The 22,175-nt window shown below is 70.2% G+C and carries 21 protein-coding genes and 1 pseudogene; 8 read left to right on the forward strand and 14 right to left on the reverse strand.

What is annotated here, in order from left to right; translation table 11 throughout:
- Window positions 1–65: 65 nt before the first annotated feature.
- From I7X18_RS00610 to eccD, 6 genes are all read left to right on the forward strand, one after another.
- Window positions 66–359 carry a PE domain-containing protein gene (locus I7X18_RS00610; RefSeq protein ID WP_193045193.1) on the forward strand — a complete coding sequence of 98 codons (294 nt, stop codon included), beginning with the start codon at window positions 66–68 and terminating at the stop codon, window positions 357–359.
- A 51-nt stretch (window positions 360–410) separates the two neighbouring features.
- Window positions 411–1,757 carry a PPE family protein gene (locus I7X18_RS00615; RefSeq protein ID WP_193045192.1) on the forward strand — a complete coding sequence of 449 codons (1,347 nt, stop codon included), beginning with the start codon at window positions 411–413 and terminating at the stop codon, window positions 1,755–1,757.
- A gap of 91 nt (window positions 1,758–1,848) precedes the next feature.
- Entirely contained in the window at window positions 1,849–2,148 is a 300-nt protein-coding gene (locus I7X18_RS00620; RefSeq protein WP_193045191.1) for a WXG100 family type VII secretion target, read from the forward strand.
- Window positions 2,149–2,178: 30 nt separating this feature from the next.
- Entirely contained in the window at window positions 2,179–2,466 is a 288-nt protein-coding gene (locus tag I7X18_RS00625) for a WXG100 family type VII secretion target (RefSeq protein ID WP_193045190.1), read from the forward strand.
- A 102-nt stretch (window positions 2,467–2,568) separates the two neighbouring features.
- Window positions 2,569–4,011: a MinD/ParA family ATP-binding protein gene (locus tag I7X18_RS00630; RefSeq protein ID WP_193045189.1), complete on the forward strand. Its 1,443-nt coding sequence runs from the start codon at window positions 2,569–2,571 to the stop codon at window positions 4,009–4,011.
- Entirely contained in the window at window positions 4,008–5,537 is a 1,530-nt protein-coding gene (gene eccD, locus I7X18_RS00635) for a type VII secretion integral membrane protein EccD (RefSeq protein ID WP_193045188.1), read from the forward strand. The genes I7X18_RS00630 and eccD overlap by 4 nt, the downstream gene beginning before the upstream one ends.
- A 273-nt stretch (window positions 5,538–5,810) precedes the next feature.
- On the opposite strand, the gene I7X18_RS29420 is transcribed toward eccD, so the two are convergent.
- The 11 genes from I7X18_RS29420 to I7X18_RS00690 form a co-directional block, all read right to left on the reverse strand.
- Entirely contained in the window at window positions 5,811–6,101 is a 291-nt protein-coding gene (locus tag I7X18_RS29420; protein ID WP_226863272.1) for a hypothetical protein, read from the reverse strand.
- Between the two features lie 26 nt (window positions 6,102–6,127).
- Complete coding sequence (locus I7X18_RS29425) at window positions 6,128–6,670, reverse strand: hypothetical protein (RefSeq protein WP_226863271.1); 543 nt, start codon at window positions 6,668–6,670, stop codon at window positions 6,128–6,130.
- Entirely contained in the window at window positions 6,654–7,751 is a 1,098-nt protein-coding gene (locus I7X18_RS00650) for a hypothetical protein (RefSeq protein WP_226863270.1), read from the reverse strand. Before I7X18_RS00650 ends, I7X18_RS29425 begins: the two co-directional genes overlap by 17 nt.
- A 242-nt stretch (window positions 7,752–7,993) precedes the next feature.
- Complete coding sequence (locus tag I7X18_RS00655) at window positions 7,994–8,314, reverse strand: YbaB/EbfC family nucleoid-associated protein (protein WP_193045853.1); 321 nt, start codon at window positions 8,312–8,314, stop codon at window positions 7,994–7,996.
- Between the two features lie 8 nt (window positions 8,315–8,322).
- Entirely contained in the window at window positions 8,323–9,936 is a 1,614-nt protein-coding gene (locus tag I7X18_RS29800; RefSeq protein ID WP_193045187.1) for a PPE domain-containing protein, read from the reverse strand.
- A 15-nt stretch (window positions 9,937–9,951) separates the two neighbouring features.
- The gene (eccE, locus tag I7X18_RS00665; protein ID WP_193045186.1) at window positions 9,952–11,349 is read right to left on the reverse strand and encodes a type VII secretion protein EccE; all 1,398 of its coding nucleotides are present in this window, start codon (window positions 11,347–11,349) and stop codon (window positions 9,952–9,954) included.
- The gene (gene mycP, locus I7X18_RS00670) at window positions 11,346–12,692 is read right to left on the reverse strand and encodes a type VII secretion-associated serine protease mycosin (RefSeq protein WP_193045852.1); all 1,347 of its coding nucleotides are present in this window, start codon (window positions 12,690–12,692) and stop codon (window positions 11,346–11,348) included. The genes eccE and mycP overlap by 4 nt, the downstream gene beginning before the upstream one ends.
- 191 nt (window positions 12,693–12,883) lie before the next feature.
- Window positions 12,884–13,141, reverse strand: coding sequence for an HPr family phosphocarrier protein (locus tag I7X18_RS00675; RefSeq protein ID WP_193045185.1), 258 nt, complete (start codon window positions 13,139–13,141; stop codon window positions 12,884–12,886).
- A gap of 47 nt (window positions 13,142–13,188) precedes the next feature.
- Window positions 13,189–15,204, reverse strand: coding sequence for a PTS fructose transporter subunit IIABC (locus I7X18_RS00680; protein WP_193045184.1), 2,016 nt, complete (start codon window positions 15,202–15,204; stop codon window positions 13,189–13,191).
- A 20-nt stretch (window positions 15,205–15,224) separates the two neighbouring features.
- Window positions 15,225–16,214: a 1-phosphofructokinase family hexose kinase gene (locus tag I7X18_RS00685; protein ID WP_193045183.1), complete on the reverse strand. Its 990-nt coding sequence runs from the start codon at window positions 16,212–16,214 to the stop codon at window positions 15,225–15,227.
- Entirely contained in the window at window positions 16,211–16,978 is a 768-nt protein-coding gene (locus I7X18_RS00690; protein WP_193045182.1) for a DeoR/GlpR family DNA-binding transcription regulator, read from the reverse strand. The genes I7X18_RS00685 and I7X18_RS00690 overlap by 4 nt, the downstream gene beginning before the upstream one ends.
- A 123-nt stretch (window positions 16,979–17,101) precedes the next feature.
- Between I7X18_RS00690 and ptsP the strand changes: the two genes are divergently transcribed.
- Window positions 17,102–18,781, forward strand: a complete 1,680-nt coding sequence (gene ptsP, locus I7X18_RS00695) for a phosphoenolpyruvate--protein phosphotransferase (RefSeq protein ID WP_226863269.1) — start codon at window positions 17,102–17,104, stop codon at window positions 18,779–18,781.
- A gap of 26 nt (window positions 18,782–18,807) precedes the next feature.
- On the opposite strand, the gene I7X18_RS00700 is transcribed toward ptsP, so the two are convergent.
- A complete protein-coding gene (locus tag I7X18_RS00700; protein ID WP_193045180.1) occupies window positions 18,808–19,047 on the reverse strand; it encodes a hypothetical protein in 240 nt (79 codons plus the stop codon).
- Between the two features lie 189 nt (window positions 19,048–19,236).
- On the opposite strand from I7X18_RS00700, the pseudogene I7X18_RS00705 reads away from it, so the two are divergent.
- Window positions 19,237–19,374, forward strand: a pseudogene (locus I7X18_RS00705) (pirin-like C-terminal cupin domain-containing protein); the annotation flags it as partial.
- A 4-nt stretch (window positions 19,375–19,378) separates the two neighbouring features.
- Here the strand turns inward: I7X18_RS00705 and I7X18_RS00710 are convergent.
- Window positions 19,379–21,538 carry an FUSC family protein gene (locus tag I7X18_RS00710; protein WP_193045179.1) on the reverse strand — a complete coding sequence of 720 codons (2,160 nt, stop codon included), beginning with the start codon at window positions 21,536–21,538 and terminating at the stop codon, window positions 19,379–19,381.
- Window positions 21,539–21,568: 30 nt separating this feature from the next.
- Window positions 21,569–22,135: a TetR/AcrR family transcriptional regulator gene (locus I7X18_RS00715; protein WP_193045178.1), complete on the reverse strand. Its 567-nt coding sequence runs from the start codon at window positions 22,133–22,135 to the stop codon at window positions 21,569–21,571.
- Window positions 22,136–22,175: the final 40 nt, after the last annotated feature.

Genomic DNA, 22,175 nt, shown 5'->3' on the forward strand with positions numbered 1-22,175 from the left:
CCTGTGCCCGAGCCGTTCACGATCGCTTGTCCTGCTTATCAGGAACAAGTAAAGGAGATGCGCAAATGCAACCTCTCGAACACAATCCGGGCGCAGCGGGCATCGGCGGCCAGGTCGTCGCAAACGGTGCGCGGGGCCTCGCCGGTGGGACGGCGGCGACCGCGGCGGTGACCGCGCTGGTGCCGGCCGGCGCCGACGAGGTGTCGGCGATGGCGTCGGCCATGTTCGCCGCGGAGGGTGCGCAGACCCTCGCGCTGAACACGTTCGCGCAGGAGGAGCTGTCTCGCGCGGGTGCGGCGTTCATGGAGATCTCAGGTATCTACGCCGCCGTCGACTCCGCCAACGCCAGCACCTTCTGAGCGGGCGCGGCGGATTCCCGGCGGATCTCCTAGCGGAGTGACTCACTCACCATGGCACTGACGGGCATACCCCTCCCACCGACCTGGACGGCGCTGCCGCCCGAGGTCAACACCGGGCGGTTGATGGCTGGAGCCGGCCCTGCGCCGATGCTCCAGGCCGCCGCCGGGTGGGAGGCGCTCGCCGTGCTGTTGGAGACCCAGGCCGACGAACTGGCCGCCAGCCTGGCGAACCTGACGTCGATGTGGTCGGGGTCGGCGAGCGAAACCGCTGTCTCCGCGACCATGCCGATGGTGGTGTGGCTGCGGACCACAGCAGCGCAGGCGATGAAGCGGGCGCTACAGGCGGCAAATCAGGCGAGCTCGTACACCCTTGCAATGGCAACTACTCCGCCGATCCCTGAGATCGAACAGAACCACATCACGCACGGCGTTCTGGAGGCGACCAACTTCCTGGGCGTCAACACCGTGCCGATCGGGGTGAACGAGTTCGACTACTTCGTGCGGATGTGGAACCAGGCGGCCGCGGCCATGGACGTCTACCAGGCCGAGACACAGATGAACCTGCTGTTCGAGCCGATTCCGCCGATGACGCCGATCGTCATCCCCGGCGTCGGGGAGACCACCGGTGCCACGGCGGCCGCGCAGGCGGCGGCGCGCGCACCGATGGGCGTGCTGCGCAACGGGATCATCGCCACGGCCAGCGCCACCGCCAAGATGGAGTCCGTCGGCCTCAACGCCGGCCGGGCGATGTCGCAGGGGAACATGGCCGCCCAACGCGCCCAGGGCGCGGTGCAGAAAGGGGAGAACGCCGCGGAGCAGGCGGGGCAGCAGCCGCAGGACCAGATGATGCAGCAGGGCGTCCAGATGGGTGTGCAGATGGCCGGCCAGATGGGCTCCATGGCCACCCAGTTGCCGCAGCAGTTCGGACAGATGGTGCAGACACCGATGCAGATGCTGACCCAACCGCTGCAGCAGGTGTCGTCGATCTTCGGGCAGATGGGCGGCGGCCTGGGCAGCGACAAGGCGCAGGTCGGTCTGATCGGTGCCGCGCCGTTCTCCAACCATCCGATGGCCGGCGGGTCAGGCGCGAGCTCAGGGGCCGGCCTGGTGCGGGCGGCGTCGCTGCCCGGCGCCGGAGGTAGCGCGCCGCGGACCCCGCTGATGGCCAATCTGGTCGGCGACAAGGTGGAGGCCGCCCCCGTCGCGGTCGGTGCCGGCGCGGCGGCCGGAGCGGCGCTCGGCGGGCTGGCACCGGTCGGTGCCGGCGCGGGCGGCGGGATGGGCGGCCCGATGGGCATGGCCGGACAGGGCTCCAAGGGTGGCAGCTCGAAACCGGGGCTGACCGCCCCGGCCCCACTCGCCCACGATCTGGGCGAGGACGAAGGCGACGACTGGTAAAGCCGTCGCACCGACAGACTTCCCGGTCACCCGACCGGAAGACTCGCCATTCCCGTGGTGAGGACACAGGAAAAGAAGGATGTATCCAACAATGGCAATGAATACCGATATTGCTGTCCTCGCCAAGGAGGCCGGCAACTTCGAGCGAATCTCGGGCGAGCTGCAGGGCGTGATGCGGTCGGTGGACGCCACCGCCAACAGCCTCATGCCGCAGTGGCGGGGTCAGGCCGGCGAGGCGGCACAGGCGGCGCTGCTGCGCTACCAGGAGGCGGCTCAGGCGCAGATCCAGACCCTGACCGAAATCTCCTCCAACATCCACACCTCGGGCACCCAGTACGGCTCGACCGATGAGGATCAGGCCGGCACGCTCGCGTCGTCCATGAACCTCTGACCACTCACAGACCTACACAAGGAGAATTCAATGTCGGAACAGGTATGGAACTTCGCGGGCATCGAAGGCGGCGCAGGCGAGATCAACGGAGCGGTCAGCACCACCCAGGGGCTGCTCGACGAGGGCAAGGCTTCGCTCGGCTCGCTGGCGGCGGTGTGGGGCGGTTCGGGTTCGGAGGCCTACCAGGCCGTCCAGGCCCGCTGGGACAACACCTCGGCCGAGCTCAACGCGGCCCTGCAGAACCTCTCGCAGACCATCAGCGAGGCCGGCTCCACCATGGCTCAGACCGAAGCCGGCGTCACGGGAATGTTCGCCTGACACAACTGCTTGAAGGTGGGCGGGTCGGGCCAGCCGTCACCGTGCTGGCCCACCCGCCCACCTCCTGCGCTTCGGCGCAAACCCACCATCGAGAGGCTTCCCATGTCGGCCGACTATGACCGGCTCTTCCACTCCCCAGACGCCGCTCAGACGCCCGACGAGGCGACCGTGCATGTCGATCGCGACGCCCTGATGCAGGGCAACACCGCAGCGCCGGCGCCGACCGGCGGATCGAATCGCACCGACAGCGCGGCACCGCCGCCACTGCCGATCACCCCGCCGCGCACCCAGGCCGCACCGGCCCCGCCCCCGCGGCACGCCGAGATCACCACCCAGATGCCGCCCACCACGCAGGCGCCCACTCCGCAGACGCCGCAGGCCCCGACGCCGCAGCGCCCGCCGAACAGCATGATGCGCGCGCCGCAGACCAACCTCCCGGGCGGCGCCCGGTTCGAGGCGCCCCGTCAGGCGACCGCCCCGGCACCCCGACCGGCGCCGGCGCCGGCGCCGCCGCCGTCCGCCCACTTCACCGACGTCGCCCCGGCGGAGACGACGTGGCAGCCGGGACAGCCGCCCATGCAGCCGGCACCGACGTCCGCGGCGGCGATGGGCAACCACCGCGCCATCGACGCGCTGTCGCACGTCGGGGTGAAGTCCGCGGTCAAGATGCCTTCGCAGCGCGGCTGGCGCCACGTCCTGTACCTGATGACCCGGATCAACCTGGGGCTGTCGCCCGACGAGGTCTACGAGCTGGATCTGCACGCGCGGATCCGGCGCAACGCCCGCGACTCGTACCAGATCGGCGTTCTGGGCCTCAAGGGCGGTGTCGGCAAGACCGCCGTCACCGTCGCGCTGGGGTCGACGCTGGCCAAGGTGCGCGGCGACCGGATCCTGGCCATCGACGCCGACCCCGACGCGGGCAACCTCGCCGACCGGGCGGGCCGGCAGTCGGCGGCCACCATCGCCGACCTGCTCTCGGACAAGGAACTGGCCCGCTACAACGACATTCGCGCCTACACGAGCATGAACGGCGCCAACCTGGAGGTGCTGTCGTCGGAGGAGTACAGCCAGGCCCGCCGTGAGTTCAACGACGACGACTGGAAGGGCGCGACGGACGTCGTGTCGCGCTACTACAACCTGGTGCTCGCCGACTGCGGCGCCGGGTTGTTCCAGCCGGCGTCGCGCGCGGTGCTCTCGACGGTGTCGGGGCTGGTGATCGTCGCCAGCGCATCCATCGACGGCGCCCGCCAGGCCGCGGTGACGATGGACTGGATGCGCCAGAACGGCTACCAGGATCTGCTGGGCCGCTCCTGCGTGGTGATCAACCACGTCGTGCCCGGCAAACCCAACATCGATGTCGCCGATCTTGTTCAGCAATTCGAGCGACACGTGGCGCCCGGTCGTGTCATCGTGCTGCCGTGGGACAAGCACATCGCGGCGGGCACCGAGATCCAGCTCGAGCTGCTCGACAAGACCTTCCAGCGCCGGATCACCGAGTTGGCGGCCGCCTTGTCTGACGACTTCGACAGGCTCGAACGCCGTTGACCACCACCGCCGCAGCTTCGTCCACCTCGAGTGTCACACCCGGGCGGCCGTCGACCACCCGGGTGACCATCCTGACCGGCCGGCGCATGACGGACCTCGTACTGCCTGCGGCGGCACCGATCGAAACCTATATCGACGAGACCGTCGCGGTGCTCGCGGAGATCCTCGAGGACACCCCGAAGGATGTGCTCGTCGGGTTCGACTTCACCGCACAGGGCGTGTGGGCGTTCGCGCGTCCGGGCGCCCCGCCGCTCAAGGCCGGTGAGTCCCTCGACGACGCCGGGGTGGTCGACGGATCGTTGCTGACGCTGGTGTCGGTGAGCCGCACCGAACGCTACCGGCCGCTCGTCGAGGACGTCATCGACGCGATCGCGGTGCTCGACGAGTCTCCGGAGTTCGACCGCGGCGCGTTGAACCGTTTCGTCGGGGTGTCGATTCCCCTTGTCTCGCTGGCGATCACGGTGATGGCGCTGGTGTCGTGGGACCGCACGGGTCAGAGCCTGTGGTGGGCGTTGGCGCTCGCGCTGCTCGGGCTCGGTCTGTTGGGCGGCAGCATGATGGCGCAGCACCGTTACGCCAACCTGAACATGGCCGAAAGCCTGCTGATCGCCGCGCTACCCGCGCTGGCCGGTGGCGCGGCGTTGGCGGTGCCGCTGCCCAACGGTGTCGGATCGCTGGGCGCGCCGCAGGTGGCCGGCGCCGGGGCCGTGGTGCTGCTGCTGACGCTGGCGACCAGGGGCGGCCCCCGCAAACGGGCCGAGTTCGCGGCGTTCATGGCGGTGGCCGCGGCGGCGCTCACCGCTGCCGCGGTGGCGTACGGATACGGCTGGAACTACTGGGTGCCCGCGGGTGCGGTCGCGTTCGGCCTGATCGTGGTGACCAATGCGGCGAAGCTGACCGTGGCCGTGGCCCGCATCGCGCTGCCCCCCATCCCCGCGCCGGGTGAGACCGTCGCCAACGACGAACTGCTCGATCCGGTGACGTCGCGCGAAGGCGTCGACGAGGAGTCGCCGACGTGGCAGGCGATCATCGCGTCGGTGCCCGAATCGGCCGCCCGGCTGCAGGAGCGCAGCGTGCTGGCCAAACAGCTGCTGATCGGGTTCCTGACTGCGGGTGCGCTGATCCTTGCGGTCGGGTCGATCGCGGTCGTCGTGCAGGGACACTTCTTCGTGCACAGCATGATCGTCGCCGGACTGGTCTCCGCGATCTGCGCGTTCCGGTCCCGCCTGTACGCCGAGCGCTGGTGTGCGTGGGCGCTGCTGGCCGTGACCGTCATCGTCCCGACCGGCGTGATGATCAAGCTGTGCCAGTGGTATCCCGACGACGCCTGGCTGGTGCTGGCGATCTACACCGCACTCGGCGCGGTGGCGCTGGTGATCATCGGTGCGACCGACGGCGTGCGGCGGGTGTCACCGGTGACCAAGCGGATCCTCGAACTGGTCGACGGTGCCGCGATCGCCGCCGTCATCCCGCTGCTGCTGTGGATCGCCAGCGTGTACGACGTCTTACGCAACCTGCGCTTCTAGGAGGGTGACCGGTGAGCGGTGATGTGTTGCAGGTGAATCCGCCGGTGCTCACCGGTGCCGCGGCGGCATTCGGTCAGGCCGGGCCTGCCGGCACGCGCAGCGCGACATCGGCGCGCTCACGGCGACGGTCGCCGGCGCGGCCCGCGAATTCGGCCAGAACCTACGCACCGCCGCGACCCGTTACGAGTCGGGCGACGTCGCCGGGCGCGACGCCATCGCGAAGGTCGAGATACCGGGCGGCTGACCCGCTGACGGGCTCGTTGGCAGGGTTCGTCAGCGCGGTGAGAACGATGGTGGTCGCAATTCGGCGAACGCGGTCAGCAAGTCCGTGGTGAGTGCCGCGAAGCTTGGGGCAACGGTCGGCTCGTCGCCCGCCACGGCGGCAGCGGACTGGGGCAGAACGGAATCCGGTGACTTGCCGAACTCTTCGAGGAAGGCCATCGCGCGGATGCTCACGGCTTGGGCGTCCTCGTCGGCGAGGTGGAGGCGCAGACCCGCGATGAGGTCTTCTGTTTCGACGGCCTGGAGCAGACGGAACGTGTCAAGCGCATCCTTCTGTTTCACCCGTTTCTCCGCTGCCTTGCTGTCCGTCAGCCGTTCTTGAAATTTGATCGCCTTGGCAACGAGCAGCGCCGCTGGGCCCCGACGCGGACGTCGATCTGACGATCATCGTTGGGGTCAAACGCACGCATTGTGTGGTTGGCGTTGTCGACGAGGGCCGGTTCCAGCCCAGGCGTGATTCGGGCGGCCCACATCGCATGGCCTTCAAGTCGCGCTGAGCGTGCCTTTGCCGATGTTCGCCCGGATTGCGACGGGACGACCATTATGTCGACCGCCACGTCACCGCGACCTTTCCAGCTCCCGGGATTCGGCCCTTCGGCGAAGCCTGCGCGCCTCATCATCGCGGTGAGCTCAGGTTCAGTTGCCAGGGAAGCCCCGTCGAGGGCTAGGTCGCCGTCGGTGGTCATGGGAGCGTCGACGAAGTCACCGGACCCCGTGTGCAGATACACGGCCTGGGCGCCGACGACGATGATCGACGGCAAGTGAGCGTGCAGCGCGCCGAGGGCGTCGAGGAGAACTGCACGTGCCGCGACGTACTCTGAGGCGTAACCATTTTCATTCTTTCCAGGCATTGTCGCTCCTTGCCAGCATCTCGATGAGCTGTTCGGCCTCTTGAGCGAGGCGACCTCTGGGAAGGGTCAATAGGTCTGCGAGCACCTGGGAAATCGGCGCGATACGCAATCCAGAATCGATGCTATGGGCTCCGGTGAGCAGTGTGCGATCACGCGGCGTAGTGATCATCACGTTGCTATTCGCGCGGTCTGCGCGCAGCAGGCCGAAGCCGCTTGCCGTGCCGACGACGTCATCGGCGTAAAGGGTAAGTAGGGTCAGCGGCACGACCGAGGTGACGTCGGCGGGAAGGTATTCCCGTGCCGCCGCCGATCCGGTAACGGTGATGTCGTCGCGCTCGCGGATTCGGTCAAGGGTTCGCGTGAGGCCGCGCGGGGCAATGTAGTCCAGCACAACACCATTGCCGTTGGTGAAACTGTAATCAGTTACCCAGCGGTCGAGTAGTGTGCGCTTGCGAACGTGGGTGATGGTGCCGTCCTCGGCCCGCTCGATCGCGCCGGCGTCGACCAGTGTCGGCATCAGCTTGGAGACCGCGGCAGCGCTACTCGACGACAGTTTCGCGAGCTCGCGGATCCCTACCGGCGCGTGTCCTTCGAGGAGATGCCGGATGGCGCGGGCTGCGGCGGGCCCGGTGAGGCGGGTCGTGGCCTTGGTCTCTCGAGGTCGCGGCGGCTTGGCGGCACCTTCGAGACGGATCAGCACCGGGGGATCAGAGGCAGTGAGGCTGACCCAGCCGGTCGTGTCTAGGTAGCTGATGCCGCCTTCGTCGAGTGCTCGGCGCAGCGGCGGGCTGACATACTCGGCGACGTAGAGCACAGGGGCACCGTCAGCGTAGGCGGCCGCCGTCGTGCGCAGCTGTCGGGCAATGTCCTTCACCGTCGCGTTGGGGGACGTCTTCACTTCGGCGGCGAAGGTAACCGCGGTTCCATCCGCACTGGTCAGGGTTATGTCGAAGTCAGATCGCCGGTCGGTCTGACGCCCGTCCGCTGTGTCGACGTGCCAAGAGCGCGGCAAGCGCGACCGCAATGCCTCTACGGCTGCGGTCCGCAGTTCCGTTTCTCGAACCGCAGCGTTTCGCAACATGAGAAACATGCTACAACGCGAAACAGCGCAGATCAAAGGTAAAGGAACTTCGAGACGGTCTCCACTGTGTCCCCCGCCGTTTCACTCGCTAAAGCGGGGCGGCGTGCATGGCTGCGTTGGCGAACGCCCCGAACTGCGATCGCCACCGAAGGGTTCACACCCGGGCCACCATCGCTCAGGTTAGGGGGCCAACGCCGCACTGATAGATGCGCGAAGGTCGCGTTACCCGGCGGCTGGCCCGCTCACGGCTTCCATGATTCGGTCAGCTCCGCCACCTGCGCATCGATCCGTTCCCGGTCTGCTTCGATCGCGGCGGTCGCGGCTTCGGTGGCGTTCTGCAGCGCCTCGTTCAGCCGGCGCTCCACGACGTGCGCACCGTGGCGTAGCAGACCGTCCTCGATGTGGACGCCCGTCAGGTGGTGGTGCCCGTCGAGCGTGACCTGGACGGTCTCGGTCTCATCCGATGCGGTGAACGTCTGGCTGTTCATCTTGTGTAACTGCTCGTCCATGATCGACTGCAGCTGCTGCGCCTGTGCCAGCACCGCCGCCACCTGGGGGTGCATCTCACCGGTCACTTGGCATCCTTGCCTTCCTTCGGCGGCTTGGCAGGCCGGTGCCCGATGACGGACTCCGTCCACGCCCGGTCTTCGGTGTAGAGGTCCTCGTCGGGTGCCAGTCCGGGGGTGCGCTTCTTCTCGCCGCCGCCCCGCCCGGCGCCGTGGCCGCCACCCATCGGCATACCGCCCATACCGCCCATCGCACCCATGCCGCCGGCGGGGCCCGCCGCCGCGGCCGCACCACCGCGGCCGGCGCCGGCCGCACCTGGCGCGACGGTCTCCGCGCCCACCGCGGGTTGCAGGGGCGAGGGCGGGACTCCGCCACCACCGCCGCCGGCGCCACCGCCCGAGCCACCGCCGCCACCGGCCGAGGCCGGTTTGAGCGCCGGATCCTCCAGTGGCGGCAGGCCTTCGGGGCCGCCACCGGGCAGACCGCCCGGAAGGCCACCGGGGAGACCGCCGCCTGGGGGTGCGCCACCTGCGGGCGAGCCGCCCCCTCCGGACGGGGAGCCCCCACCGGAGGACGGCGAGCCGCCCCCACCGGACGGCGAACCCCCGCCGGAGGACGCACCCGCGGGTTGCGGAGACCCCTGCGGCGCACTCATCGCCGCCGCGGCAGGCGGACCGCCGGGCTGAGCGCCGGGTTGGCCGCCGCCACCGCCGCCGCCGGAACCCTGTTCACCAGGCGCTCCCTCACCGGGCGGCTGCGTGGCCTTACGCGGATCGCCGTTGCTGCTGATCGGCGGCACCGGCACCGCCCCCGGCGGCGGATCGAGCACCTTGGGCAGGCTCTTGCCCGCCACATCCGCGCTGTAGCGCGTCCGGACGTCCTCGGACTTCCGCTGCAGCGCAAGGTATTCCAGCGCCGCTGCGGCGAGGGCGTTCTTGTCGCCCGCCTGGCCGGCCTGAGCCGCCCGGGCCTCGACCGCCTCGACCTCCGCGACGGTCGGGTGCTCTGCGGCCCATTTGTCGTGCGCATCGGCCATGTCGATCGCTTCGTTGCCGAGGAACTGGTAGCTCTCGGCCAGTTTGTCCAGCCACTCCTTGTGCTGACGAACCGCCTCGCCGCCCTTCTCGGCAGCGGTGCCGTCCCAGTTGATGCCGTCGAGGTTGAAGGACGCGCCTTTGTCGCGGAGTGTCCCGGCGAACTTCTTCGCCTGCTCGCCGTACGTCCGCATGGGGCCGGGGTTACCGGAATGGATGATCTGCGCGGCGGCCTTCACATCCATGAAGCCTGCGTCGGTCTGGCCCCCGGGAATGGCAGGCACCGTCGAGGGGAATTCGATCGGCGGGACCGGCGGCGGCAGAGTGGGATTGACCGGCACGGGCTCCACCGAGCGAGGGCCGTCGGGGTACTGAAGCGCCTGGGCCGCCCGGTTGTCGATCTGCTGGTAGACGTCGGCGGCCTCGGACAGCACCGCGGCGAGCCGTTCGGCTTCGCGGTTCCCGGAGATCAGGTGGCTGCGCAGCGTATCGGAACCCGCCGCGATGCCGGCCGCCGACGCCGTGACGAACGGGAGTCCGCACGGCGGCGTGGGCCGTTGCGACTCGTCGGTGATCTCCTGGTCAAGTGAGTTCGCTCGAGCGCGCAGATCCGTTGGCTCGACCCGGACTTCGTCCCCCGACATGTATTCCTCCTCAGGTCACTGCTCGAGAGCCATCTGATACCGACTTTCCTCGCGCGGGTTGATCAACCGGATCGGCAGCTGCCGGTGTCGCGGGGTGTCGATGAAGTTGTGCCGCAAGATGACCCGGCCGACGCCGGGATGCGGGCTCAGGTAGGTCGTGGCGTTCGGCCACGACAGCTTGGCCTCGCCGCCGGTCCGCCCGTTGACGAAACCGGCGAACTCACCGAACTGGGGCCCCAGCGTCACCACCGCACCCGCCGCCGCCGACCGGACCACGAACTGGGTGAACAACCGGGCATCGCCGAGGTTGATGCTGACGTCGACGTCGTCGAACGGCATGTACACCGGATACCGGTCCGCGGTCTCCCCGATGAGGATGCCCGCCGACCCGATCGGCATCTCGTAGTGTTTGTCGGTCACCGGGCTGATGCCCTGCAGGGCGGCACGCTGACCGCCGAACAAGCACGAAAAGCCCCGCGGTGTGGACGGATTCGCCAGGGTCGTCAGCAGCACCGTGGTCGTCGGCGCCGCTCCTGGACGGATGCGCATGCGGGTGATGGTGTGATCGGCGCGCGCGGACCACCACACGTCCGGGCCGCCGGGCGCGCTGTACGCCGCGGTGAAGGTGCTGCGCCCCTTGATGGCCGACCACGTCTCCCGCTCGAAGCTGACCTCGGTCGCGCGGTCGAAGTCGTCGAAGCTGCGGCTGGGGCGGGCATCGATCCCGTTGCTCGCCAACTGATCCGCGAGCCGGGTCGTCGAGGCGACCAGGTACCGCGCCAGGCCTGCCACCCCGGTGTCGCGGCGTTGCGCCGGCTTGCGGGTCTGCTCGGGGTCGGCCCGCAGCACGATCCACGTGCGGCGGCTGGCCGGCGCCGGATACGGTCCGACCACCTGCTCGTACAGGGCGACCAGACTGGCCGGCGCGGTCTTGCCCACCCGGTAACCCGCGGCCACCACGTCGGCCTCGAGTTCGGGACAGTGCGCGGCGATCAGCTGTTCCACCAGGGCGGTGTCGAGCACATCGTCGGTGAAGGACTGCCCGTTGACCACGACGGTCGGGGTGAACGGCCGCGGCACCAGCTCGATCGCCGACATCAGATGGTCGCCCTGCCAGCGCACGGCGACGTGATCGCCGGGCATCACGGTCGAACCCACAGCGGGCTCCGATGGTGCGGGTGGAGTGCTCCGGTGCCGGCGGCGCCAGGCGAACAGCGCCGCCACCCACCCCGTCAGCCGGCGGCCGCGGATCGTCACCACCGCGATCAACGCGATCAGCACCGACACCGTGATGCCCACCCAGAGCAGGCGCATCGGCACGAAGATCGCGATGCACGCAGGGATCAGCACCGCCGCCCAGATCAGGTGGCCGGTGGTCATGCGCAATCCGAACTGCCCGAAGAGGGTCTTCATCGCCGCCTCAACGCCCGGCGCGTCAGCGCGCCGATCCCGAGCGCGAGCGTCAGACTCGCCCCGATGACGACCACCCACGTGATCGGGCCGCGGTCGGGGGGCGGCACGTAGACCGGCGGGGGCAGTTGTTTGACGCGGTAGGGGATGTCGGCGGGACCTTCCGGGACCTCCCATGTCAGCGCCGCCACCGGATCGATCACCCCGGCGCCGACGTAGTTGTCGACACCGCCGCCGGGGTGCCGGGCGGTCGCAGTGATGCGGTTCATCAGCTGCGCGGGGGTCAGGTCGGGGAAACGTTCCTTGAGCAGCGCCGCCAGTCCCGAGACGTACGCCGCGGAGAACGACGTCCCGCCGATCGGGATGGGGCCGTCCTGGCCCTGCAGCGCATTGACCGGCTGGCCGTCGTAGCCCAGCGCGGTGATGTTCGCTCCGGGGGCCGCGGCACCCACCCAGGGCCCGGACATCGAGAAGTTGCTCGGCTGGCCGTTGTCGTTGATGCTGCCGACGGTCAGGACCAGCGGCGAATACCACGCCGGGCTGACGACCGTCTGGACCTCCTTCCAGCCGCGCGGATCGTTCGGGACCGCGGGGTCCGGCGGGGGATTCTGACTACAGTCCTGCCCGGTGTTGCCTGCCGCCACGACGACGACGGCGTTCTTGACGTTGACCGCGTAGTTGATCGCCGCGCCCAAACCGGTCTCGTCGATCGGGCGGGTGATCTTGTAGCAGGCGGCCTCGCTGATGTTGATCACCTGGGCGCCGAGGTTGGCGGCGTGGACGACGGCGCGGGCCAGGCTGCGCAGCGAACCTGCGGTTTGGGTGGTGTTCGGGTCGTTCGGATCCTGCCGGGCACCGACGGGCTGGAACGCCTCCGAGGTCTGGCGCAGCGACAGGACCCGGGCGTTCGGGGCGACCCCGATGAACCCGTCGGTGGGCGAGCCGCGGCCGGCGATGATGGACGCCGTCAGCGTCCCGTGTGAATCGCAGTCCGACATCCCGTTGCCGGCCTGGTCGACGAAGTCGCCGCCCGGTTCAGCGGGCACGCGCGGGGAGCCGTTCACCCCGGTATCGATGACGGCGACGGTGACGCCGGCGCCGGTGGCGAATTTCTGGGCCTCGGGCAGCTGCAGATAGTCGTTGGACCAGGGCTTGTCGGCAAAGTTCGAGTTGGGCAGCACCGTCGGCGCCGAACACACCCGGCGCTGCTCCGTCGGCGAATCGGGTCCGGTCTGGTCGGGCGGGAGCGCAGCGGGGTCGATGCTCGGCGGTTCGACGGCTCCCACCGGCGGCGCACTGACCAGCGCCAACAGGAGCGCCGCCAGGACCACGCCCACCCGCTGCATCACGCTCCGCACCCCCGTTGCCGACCTGCCAGCGACTTCGCGCCTCAGTGTAGACAGCAAACCGGGGAACGCTCCCGGGGGAGCCCATCTCGTCACGCCACGTGGACCGGTCGAATGCACTCAGCAATCGTAAGGGTATGGCGTGGGGGGTAGCTGCGGTTTCTTGTGCCGGGAACTACCCCGCATGCAGGCTAGGCGTCGAGGTCCTGTTGGACGAGACCGGCGACGGTGTCGAGGGCCGCCTCGTCGTCGGAGGCCACCGTGACCTCGGTGCCGTTGCCGGCGCCCAGCGTCATGATCATCAGCGCGGATCCGGCGTCGACCGGTTCACCCCCGCCGACCGACAGCGTGACGGGCACACCGGCGTTGACGACGGCTTCGGCGATGATCGCGGCGGGGCGGGCGTGCAGGCCGATGGCCGAGCCGACGGTGACGGTTCTTGTGGGCATGCGGGGTCTCCTCAGTATTCGGTGGTGCTCGGATTCGGTGGTGGTGGTCAGGCGTTGGTGAGCGCGGGTGTCGAATCCGCGGGCGCATCGCGTTTGGCGAACTGTTTGGCCGCCACGACCGCGGCGGCGCCGGCCGCCGTGCCCAGCGCGAGCGCGACCAGGAACCAGGCCAGGTTGCCGATCGCGAAGAACACGAAGATGCCGCCGTGCGGCGCCTTCGACGTGACGTCGAACGCCATGATGAGCGCTCCCGTGATCGCGCCACCGAACATCATCGAGGGGATGACGCGCAGGGGGTCGGCCGCGGCGAACGGGATCGCGCCTTCGGAGATGAACGACGCCCCGAGCAGCCATGCGGCCCTGCCGTTCTCGCGTTCCGGTTCGGTGAACAGGCCCGGCCGCACGGTAGAGGCCAGGGCCATCGCGAGCGGCGGCACCATGCCCGCGGCCATCACCGCCGCCATGATCCGCAGCGATGCGGGGTCGGCCACGTTGAGCCCGGTGGTGGCGAACGCGTACGCCGCCTTGTTGACCGGACCGCCGAGGTCGAAGCACATCATCAGGCCGAGGATGACGCCCAGCACGATCACCGAACTGCCGGACAGCCCGTTGAGCCAGTCGGTCAGGCTGGTGGTCACCCACGCCAGCGGGCGGCCGAGCAGCAGGAACATCAGCAGGCCGACGACCAGTGACGCGAACAGCGGGATGATCACCACCGGCATCAGCCCGCGGGCCCACTTCGGCACCCCGATCCGGCTGATCCACAGCGCGGCGAAGCCGGCGATCAGGCCGCCGACGATACCGCCGATGAAGCCGGCGCCGACGGTGGTGGCGATGTAGCCGGCGACGAACCCGGGTGCGATACCGGGCCGGTCCGCGATCGCGAACGCGATGTAGCCGGCCAGCGCGGGCACCAGGAAGAAGAAGGCCAGGTTGCCGATCGTGAACAGCACCGCACCGAGGTACTCGATCAGCCCGCCGGACGGCAGGTCGGTCAGCGAGTTCCCGGTGGCGATGATCATCCCGAGCGAATCCGTCTGTCCGTCAGGCGTATTCGCGATGTCGTAGCCGGCGAACAGGAAGCCCAGCGCGATCAGCAGACCGCCCGCGGCGACGAACGGGATCATGTAGCTCACGCCGGTGAGCAGGATCTGGCGGGTGCGTGTGCCCCAGCCGACGTCTCCCGACGGGGCGGCGGCGGCCGGTGTCCCCGCGGCGGCTCCCTCCACGCGGGCGGGGTTCGGATCGTCGGCGGCGGCCAGCGCGTCGGCGACCATCCGGTCCGGTTCGTTGATGGCCCGCTTCACGCCGGAGGCGATCACGGGCTTACCCGCGAAGCGCGCCCGGTCCTTCACCCCGACGTCGGTGGCGAAGATGACGGCGTCGGCTTCGTCGATCGTCGCCGGGGCCAGCGGCGTACTGCCCGACGATCCCTGGGTCTCGACGTGCAGTGTGACGCCGGCCTTCTTCGCGGCGGCCACCAGCGAGTCGGCCGCCATGTAGGTGTGCGCGATCCCGGTCGGGCAGGCGGTGACCGCGACCAGGGAGCGCTGCTTGGCGGGTGCGGTGGTGGCAGGTGCGGGCGGCGGCGCGGCCTGCGGGTTGACGACGCCGTCGACCAGCGCCACCACCTCCTCGGGCGTGGCGGCCGCGCGCAGGGAGGCGACGAAGTCCTTGCGGACCAGGGCGCGCGCCAGGCTGGACAGCAGCTTCATGTGTTCGGCGCCGCCGGACTCCGGCGCGGCGATCAGGAACACCAGATCCGCGGGTCCGTCCGGGGCGCCGAAGTCCACACCGGGCTTCAGCCGGGCGAAACCGATGGTCGCGGTGTCGACGTAGGGCGACCGGCAGTGCGGGATCGCGATACCCCCGGGCAGCCCGGTCGCCGACTGCTCCTCACGAGCCAGCGCTGCGCGCGCCAGACCGCGGGGATCGGCGGTGCGGCCGGCGGCGGCGAGGTGGTCGGTGAGTTGCCCGATCACGGCGGCCTTCCCGCCTTCGACGGCGGCGTCGAGCACCACGAGGTCGGTGGTGATGATCGGTGATGCGGCGGGTGTGGACATGACTGATCTTTCGGTCGGTGTCAGGAGGTGGCAGGCGCCGGGGTGACGGACGGATGGATGGGGGTGACGGTGACGCCGTCCAGATCGAGTTGCGCCGGCGTCGGCAGGGCGGAGCCGGGCAGGGCCGCGGCGGCCGAACCGTATGCCACGGCCATGCGCAGGCGGTGGGGTGGTGCTGCGCCGCCGACGGCCGCCCGGACGTACCCGGCCAGCGCCGAGTCACCGGCGCCGACGGTGCTGCGCGCCACGGTCGGCGGCGGGAGGGCGAGCCAGGCCCCGGTCGTGTCGACCAGTACTGCGCCCGAAGCGCCCAGCGTCGCGAGTACCGTGCCGACGCCACGGTCGATGAGTTGCCGGGCAGCAGCGACGACGGGCTCGGGATCGCCTTGCGCCACTGAGTTTTCCAGGTTTTCGGCCGACCCGCCCACCAGGCCGGCCAGCTCCTCGGCGTTCGGTTTGATCAGGTCCGGCGCGGCGTGGTCGAACGCCGCGGCGAGCGCGGTCAGCGGACCTTCGGAGGTGTCCACCGCCACGCGGCACGGAAGCGGCGCCAAGAGCGCGACGACGTCGGCATACCAACTGTCCGGCAGTCCCGGCGGAAGTGATCCGGACATCACCACCCACGCGGCATGGGCGGCGGTGTCGACGATCGAGCGGGTCAGCGCCTCGCGGGCGACGGCGTCCAGCATCGCCCCGGGCTCGTTGAGTTTGGTTGTGGTGCCGTCGGATTCGGTGATCGCCAGGTTGGTTCGCACCGGTTCGGCCACCGGGACGGCGCGGAGCGGCACGCCGGTCGAGCGCAGTGCGGCGATCAGCGGGTCACCGGCCGCGGCGGGCAGCAGCGCCATGACGTCCGTCCCCGCTTGGCTCAGCACGCGGGCGACGTTGACGCCCTTGCCTCCGGGTTCGTTGGTGACCGACGAGATCCGTTGCACCGCACCGCGCGTCAATGGGGTGGGCAGCGTGACGGTGCGGTCGATGCTGGGGTTGGGGGTGACCGTGACGATCATGCCAGCATCACCTCCACGCCCCGCCCGACCAGGCGGTCGCGGAACGTCGCGTCGATCTCGCTGTCGGTGATCAGGGTGTCGACGCAGTCGATCGGTGCGAAGCTGACGAACTCCTCGCGGCCGGCCTTCGACGAATCGGCGGCCGCGACGACGTAGTTGGCCGCCCGGACCATCGCCCGCTTCACGGCGGCTTCCTCACCGTCCGGGGTGGACAGGCCGTGCCGGAGGCTGATGCCGTTGGTGCCCATGAACGCCACGTCCACCCGCAGGTCGTCGAGGGCGGACAGCGCCTGTTCGCCGACGGCGGCCTGGGTCAATCCGCGCACCCGGCCGCCGAGCAGTTGCAGGCGCACCGAGGGCACACCGGCCAGGCGGGCGGCGATGGGAACGGAGTTCGTCACCACCACGAGGTCGCGGTCGGTGGGCAGTTGCGCGGCGATCCGCGCGGTGGTGGTGCCGGCGTCGATGAGCACGCTGGCACCGCTCGCGGGAAAATAGTCGACCGCCGCGGCGGCGATCGCATCCTTGTGGTCGGCCCGGGTGGCGTCGCGTTCGCTGAACCCCGCCTCGACGGCGTGCAGCGCTCGGGCGGGGACGGCGCCGCCGTGTACGCGGCGCAACACGCCTGCGCGGTCGAGGGTCGCCAGGTCGCGCCGGACGGTCTCCGTCGTGACGTCGTAGGTCTCGGCGAGTTCGGCCACCGAGGCGCGCCCCTTCTGCATCACCAGCGAGGCGATGGCCTGCTGCCGTTCTTCGGCGTACATAGGGCTCCGACTTTATGGGTTTGAGAACCGACTTTGTGGGTTTGAGAACCGCGATCTTTGGTTCTGTTTGGTTCTACGCCCGTTTGTGTTGTGTTGTCAATGGTTTTATGTAATCTGTATCACATGAGCACACGACCCCAAGCCCACCCCTCCGGCACGGTGCTGCACGGGGTGCCCGTCGTCGCCGGCGTCCGGTACGGCCCGGTGGTCCGGCCCGGCCCGGCGCCGACGGACGACGACCCGGCGGCCACACCGGCCGATCCGGCAGCCGAGTCGGACCGGTTCAGGGCGGCGGTCACCGCCGTCACCGACCGCCTGCGCGACCGTGCCGCCCGCACTACGGGCGCCGCCGGGGAGGTGCTGTCCGCGACCGCCACCCTCGCCCAGGACCGTGCCTGGCTCGGGGCGGCCGAGAAGCTCATCGCGGGCGGGATGCCCGCCGAGCGCGCGGTGCGCGAGGCCGTCGCACAGTTCGCCGACCTCTTCACGACAATGGGCGGTCTGATGGCCGAGCGGGTCACCGACCTGCACGACATCCGCGATCGCGTGATCGCCGTACTCCGCGGGCTGCCCGAACCCGGCCTCCCACTCCCGGACGTCCCGTCGATCCTGTGCGCGAAGGATCTCGCGCCCGCCGACACCGCCGGTCTCGACCCGGCGCTCGTCGTCGGCCTCGCGACGTCGGCGGGCGGGCCGACCAGTCACACCGCGATCATCGCCCGCCAGTTGGGCATCCCGTGTGTGGTCGCCGTCGGCGATCTCGATGAGGTTCCCGCGGGCGCGATGGTGCTGATCGACGGCACCGCCGGGACCGTGGCCGTCGCGCCCGAACCGGCTGCCGCGGCGGATGCCGTCGCCGCCGCGCGGCAGGCGGCGGAACAGACGGCGCACTGGAGCGGACCGGGCGTCACGGCCGACGGGCATCCGGTGGCGATCCTGGCCAACATCGCGGACGGCACGGCGGCGCGCGCGGCACGGCAGACGCCTGCCGAAGGCGTGGGCCTGTTCCGCACCGAACTGTGCTTCCTCGACCGCGACGACGAACCGTCGGTGGCCGAACAGGCGCAGATCTACCGCGAGGTGCTCGAGGCCTTCCCCGCGCACAAGGTGGTGATCCGCACCCTCGATGCCGGATCCGACAAGCCGCTCGGTTTCGCCCGCCAGCCCGAGGAACCCAACCCGGCGCTCGGCGTGCGCGGGATCCGCATGGCCCGAGGCAATCCCGGCCTGCTCGACCGGCAGCTGGCGGGTATCGCCGCCGCCGCCGACGCCACCGGAAACCAGCCGTGGGTGATGGCGCCGATGATCGCCACCGCCGACGAGGCACGGGAGTTCGCCGCCGCCGTACGCGCCCACGGGCTGACCCCCGGTGTGATGATCGAGGTGCCCGCCGCCGCGCTGTTGGCCGACCGGATCCTCGAGCACGTCGAATTCCTGTCCATCGGCACCAACGATCTCGCCCAGTACACGATGGCCGCCGATCGGATGTCCGCCGATCTCGCCGCCCTCACCGACCCGTGGCAGCCTGCGGTGCTGGCGTTGGTCGCGATGGTGGCCCGAGCGGGCGCGGCGGCCGGTAAACCGGTCGGTGTGTGCGGTGAGGCCGCGGCCGATCCGCTGCTCGCCTGCGTGCTGGTCGGGCTGGGCATCACGTCGTTGTCAGCTGCGGCGGCAGCCGTCACAGGCGTCGGCGCGAAGCTCGCTCAGGTCACGCTCACCCAGTGCCGGGACGCCGCGGCCGCAGTGCTGGCGAGTGCCGGTCCGGCGGAGGCGCGCACCGCCGCCGCGGCCGTCCTCTCCTAGTCCGCAGGTGGTGATCCGCATCCGACTTAGACGGTCCAGCCCGTTCGCTGAGGCCAGGACTCCACGTCCTCGCCGTTGTGCCGCAACGTCACGTACTGGTAGCCCCGGTCGGCGGCCTGGGCGACCGTGTCGGCGTATACCCGGCGGGTCTCGTCTTCGGGTCCTTCGGCGATCGACGTCTCCTCCGCACCGTTGGCGGGGTCACCACGGTCGTACAGTTTCGCCGTGACGACCTGCCATGTCGCGGATTCACTCACCTCGGGCATCAATGCCTCCTTTCCCTCCGGTCCGGGTACCCGCGGGAATCATTCGGACCGCGGTCCGGTTACTGCCGGCATGCCTGCCGTCACCGCCGACACCCTGACCCTGCCCCGCATGACGGCGCCCGCGCCGTCGGACACCGTCCGTCCCGTGCGTTCCATCACCACTGGCCCCCGCGGCTACGAAGGCGAGGGCGCGAGCCGGTTTTCCACTACGGACCCTTCGTGATGAACTCCAAGTCCGAGCTCATTCAGGCCGTCGAGGACTATCAGGCCGGAAAGTTCGGCGCCATCCCTCCCGGCGCTCTGATGCCGCATACCAGCGGCCGCTGAGCCATCACGGGACGGGCAGGACCTGTTCGGCGCGCGGGTACAGCAGTTCCAGCTCACCGAGGTTGGCCGCGACGGCGACCAGCGGTAGCGCCGCGGAGACGGCGAGGTCGTCGTCACCGGCCTCGGCGCGCAGCGCCAGCGCGAAGTCGTCGCTGATCGGCGGAGCGGGCGTATCCGTGGGGTCCTGCGCCGGTCCGAGCAGCCGGCGGCAGACCAGATCCGCATGCGCTTCGAGCACCCGGCGGGTCTGCGGGTACACATCCAGCGGCGGCGGCACGACGTCGGCGATCAGTTCGGCCGCGGCGCGTAACCGGACTGCGCGGTTGGCCGCACGCACCACAGGGGCCCGCACGTCGGTCTGCCCGCCGTTCTCCGAAAGGTACTGGCGCACAGCATCATCGAGGGTCCTGGATGCCTGAAGAGCGGAATGGCTGAGAGCGGTCACCCGGTCGGCGGCCTCCTCCGACGAACCGCGGGTGACCCGCAGTACCGCCGCCTGCAGGAACGCCGCACCTACGGCGCAGGCCTCGTGCACCGCGGCCGACACCGTCGCCGACGCGCCGCGCGGCCACAGCAGCAGCGACACCGTCGCGCCGACCAACGCCCCGAGCACGACGTCTTCGACCCGGATCAACCCCACCGCCCAGCCCGTCGGCTGGATGACGTTGAAGATGATCAGCACCATCATCGTGAACGCCGCCTGACCGGCGATGAACGAGGCGATCTCGGGGACGTACGCCGAGCCGAACGCCACCACCGGCAGCAGCACCCACATCACCGCCGGTTGCACGCCGACGACCTCGATGAGCGCCACCCCGAGCAGGAAGCCGATCGAGGTGCCCGCCACCGCGCGCACGACCCGGGTTCCGGTGGTCAACGCGCTGCTGCGCAGCACCGACATCGCGCCCAGCACCACCCAGAAGCCGTGTTCGATCGGGAAGACGTGGGTGACGGTCACCGCGAGGGCGAGGCCGAGGCCGGTGCGCACGCTGTTGCGCAGCACGACCGCGCGGGTGGCGACGAAACCCTTGGTGATCGCCGCGACGGCGGTGGTCTCGGGCATTATCCAGTCCGCCGCCCCCGTTTGGGGAAGCCGTCGTCCGAGCACCCGGGCCCACACCGGCCGCGCATCGGCGAGGGCGGCATTGCGGATGATCCGCCCGGTCACCCCGACCGTCGCCGAGAAGGTGCGGCGCCCCAGCAGGGTGCGGGCGACCGCGACCGCGGTGTCGTCGTCGGGCACCACGAGGATCTGCTCGATGTCCTCGCGGTAGCGGCCGTGCGCCACCTCCCGAAGCTCGCTCAGCCCGGCGTCCAGCCCGGCGTTGCGGGCGGCCCGCGCTTGGCGGTCCGGCATCCGCAGCACGGCCGCGGCATCGCGCAGCACCCGCACGATCGGCGGTTTCATGTCACCGAGCAGCGCGCCGGTGTCGTCGGTGACGCGGTCGGAAAGCCAGCCGAGGTCGTCGACCACCCGGACCAGCGCCCGGCTCCCCGCCGTCAGCGCCACGGGCCGGAAGTCGGTGTTGACGAAATTCTCCCAGAGCGCGTTCATCGCCCGGTTGACGTCTCTGGTCGACGCCTCGCCCTCGAGACAGTCTGCGAGGGAACGGCATACCTTCGCGGCGTGGCGGCGCAGGTCGTCGTGGTGGCGGGGTGGGAACAGGAAGAGCGCGGCGGGCACGCACACCACCAGTGCGATGAGCCATCCGGTGAGTCGCTCGTCGATCGGGCCCGGTGCGGTGCAGGCCGGCAACACGAACGTCAGCAGCGTGGCCCGCTGGCCGGCGGCCACGACCTCGCTGAGCACCCCGGAGAACATCACCGCCACACCGAGCACGAACATCAGCGCCACCGCGATCCAGGGGTGCGGCGCGGTCAGGGTGCCGAGGGTGATCAGCACCGCGCCGTTGAACCCCAGACCGGCGTAGGCGAGCGCGCGCGCCGGCCGGTTACCGGGGAAGTCTGCGAGGATCAGCAGCGCCACCGAACCGAAGATCGTGAACATCGGCGCCTGCGAGCCGCCGGCGAGAGCAAAACTCGCCGCCGCGGCGACCGGCAGCACGATGGCAGCGCGCGCGGCGCGGCGCAGTGCGTCCCGTTCGGGGTCGCGGCGCTGGATCCGGTCGGCCGCCCGGCGCCACAGGACAGCCGGGGTCAGCATGATCGCCGATGGTAGACCGGCGGGTGACGGTCAGTGGCTGTCGGACAGCGTGCTGAAGCGACCGGAGTCCAGCGCATGCAGGATTTCGGCGGCGATCCAGCTCAGCCCGACCGGATCCGCGGGGATGGTGGCCTGCTCGTACCCGACGAGGAGGTAGATGCACCAGGCCGCGAAGACCTCCGCCTGCCGTGCGTCACCCAGGACCTCCAGCGACGATTCGCGCGCTATGTCATAACGCTGGCGGTCGACCGCCGCCTGAACGGCGTAGACGTCCGGGTCGATCGAACTCCACACCCGGATCGCCGCCTCGGCGCCGTGCGGGAGGGCGAGCGCCTCCTGGATGAGGATCTCGACGCGGCGGTGGGGGTTGTCCTCCGCGCGGACCGCCTCCACGATCTGCGTCACGGCCTGCTGACGCCAGTAGTCGACGAGCTCCCTGGTGTAGGTCGACCAGTTCGCGAAGTAGTGGTAGAACGACCCGGTCGTGACCCCGAGACGGTGGCACACCTCGGCCAGCTTGAGCCCGCCGTAGCCCTGGTCGGCGAGTACGGCCAGGCCCGTTTCGAAGTACGCCTCGCGCGTCACCACGGCCCCCATGGGACGACACGATAGTTCCTGATTCTGTTTTTGGGCGCCA

It is taken from the genome of Mycolicibacterium baixiangningiae (assembly GCF_016313185.1).
Taxonomy (GTDB): Bacteria; Actinomycetota; Actinomycetes; order Mycobacteriales; family Mycobacteriaceae; genus Mycobacterium; species Mycobacterium baixiangningiae.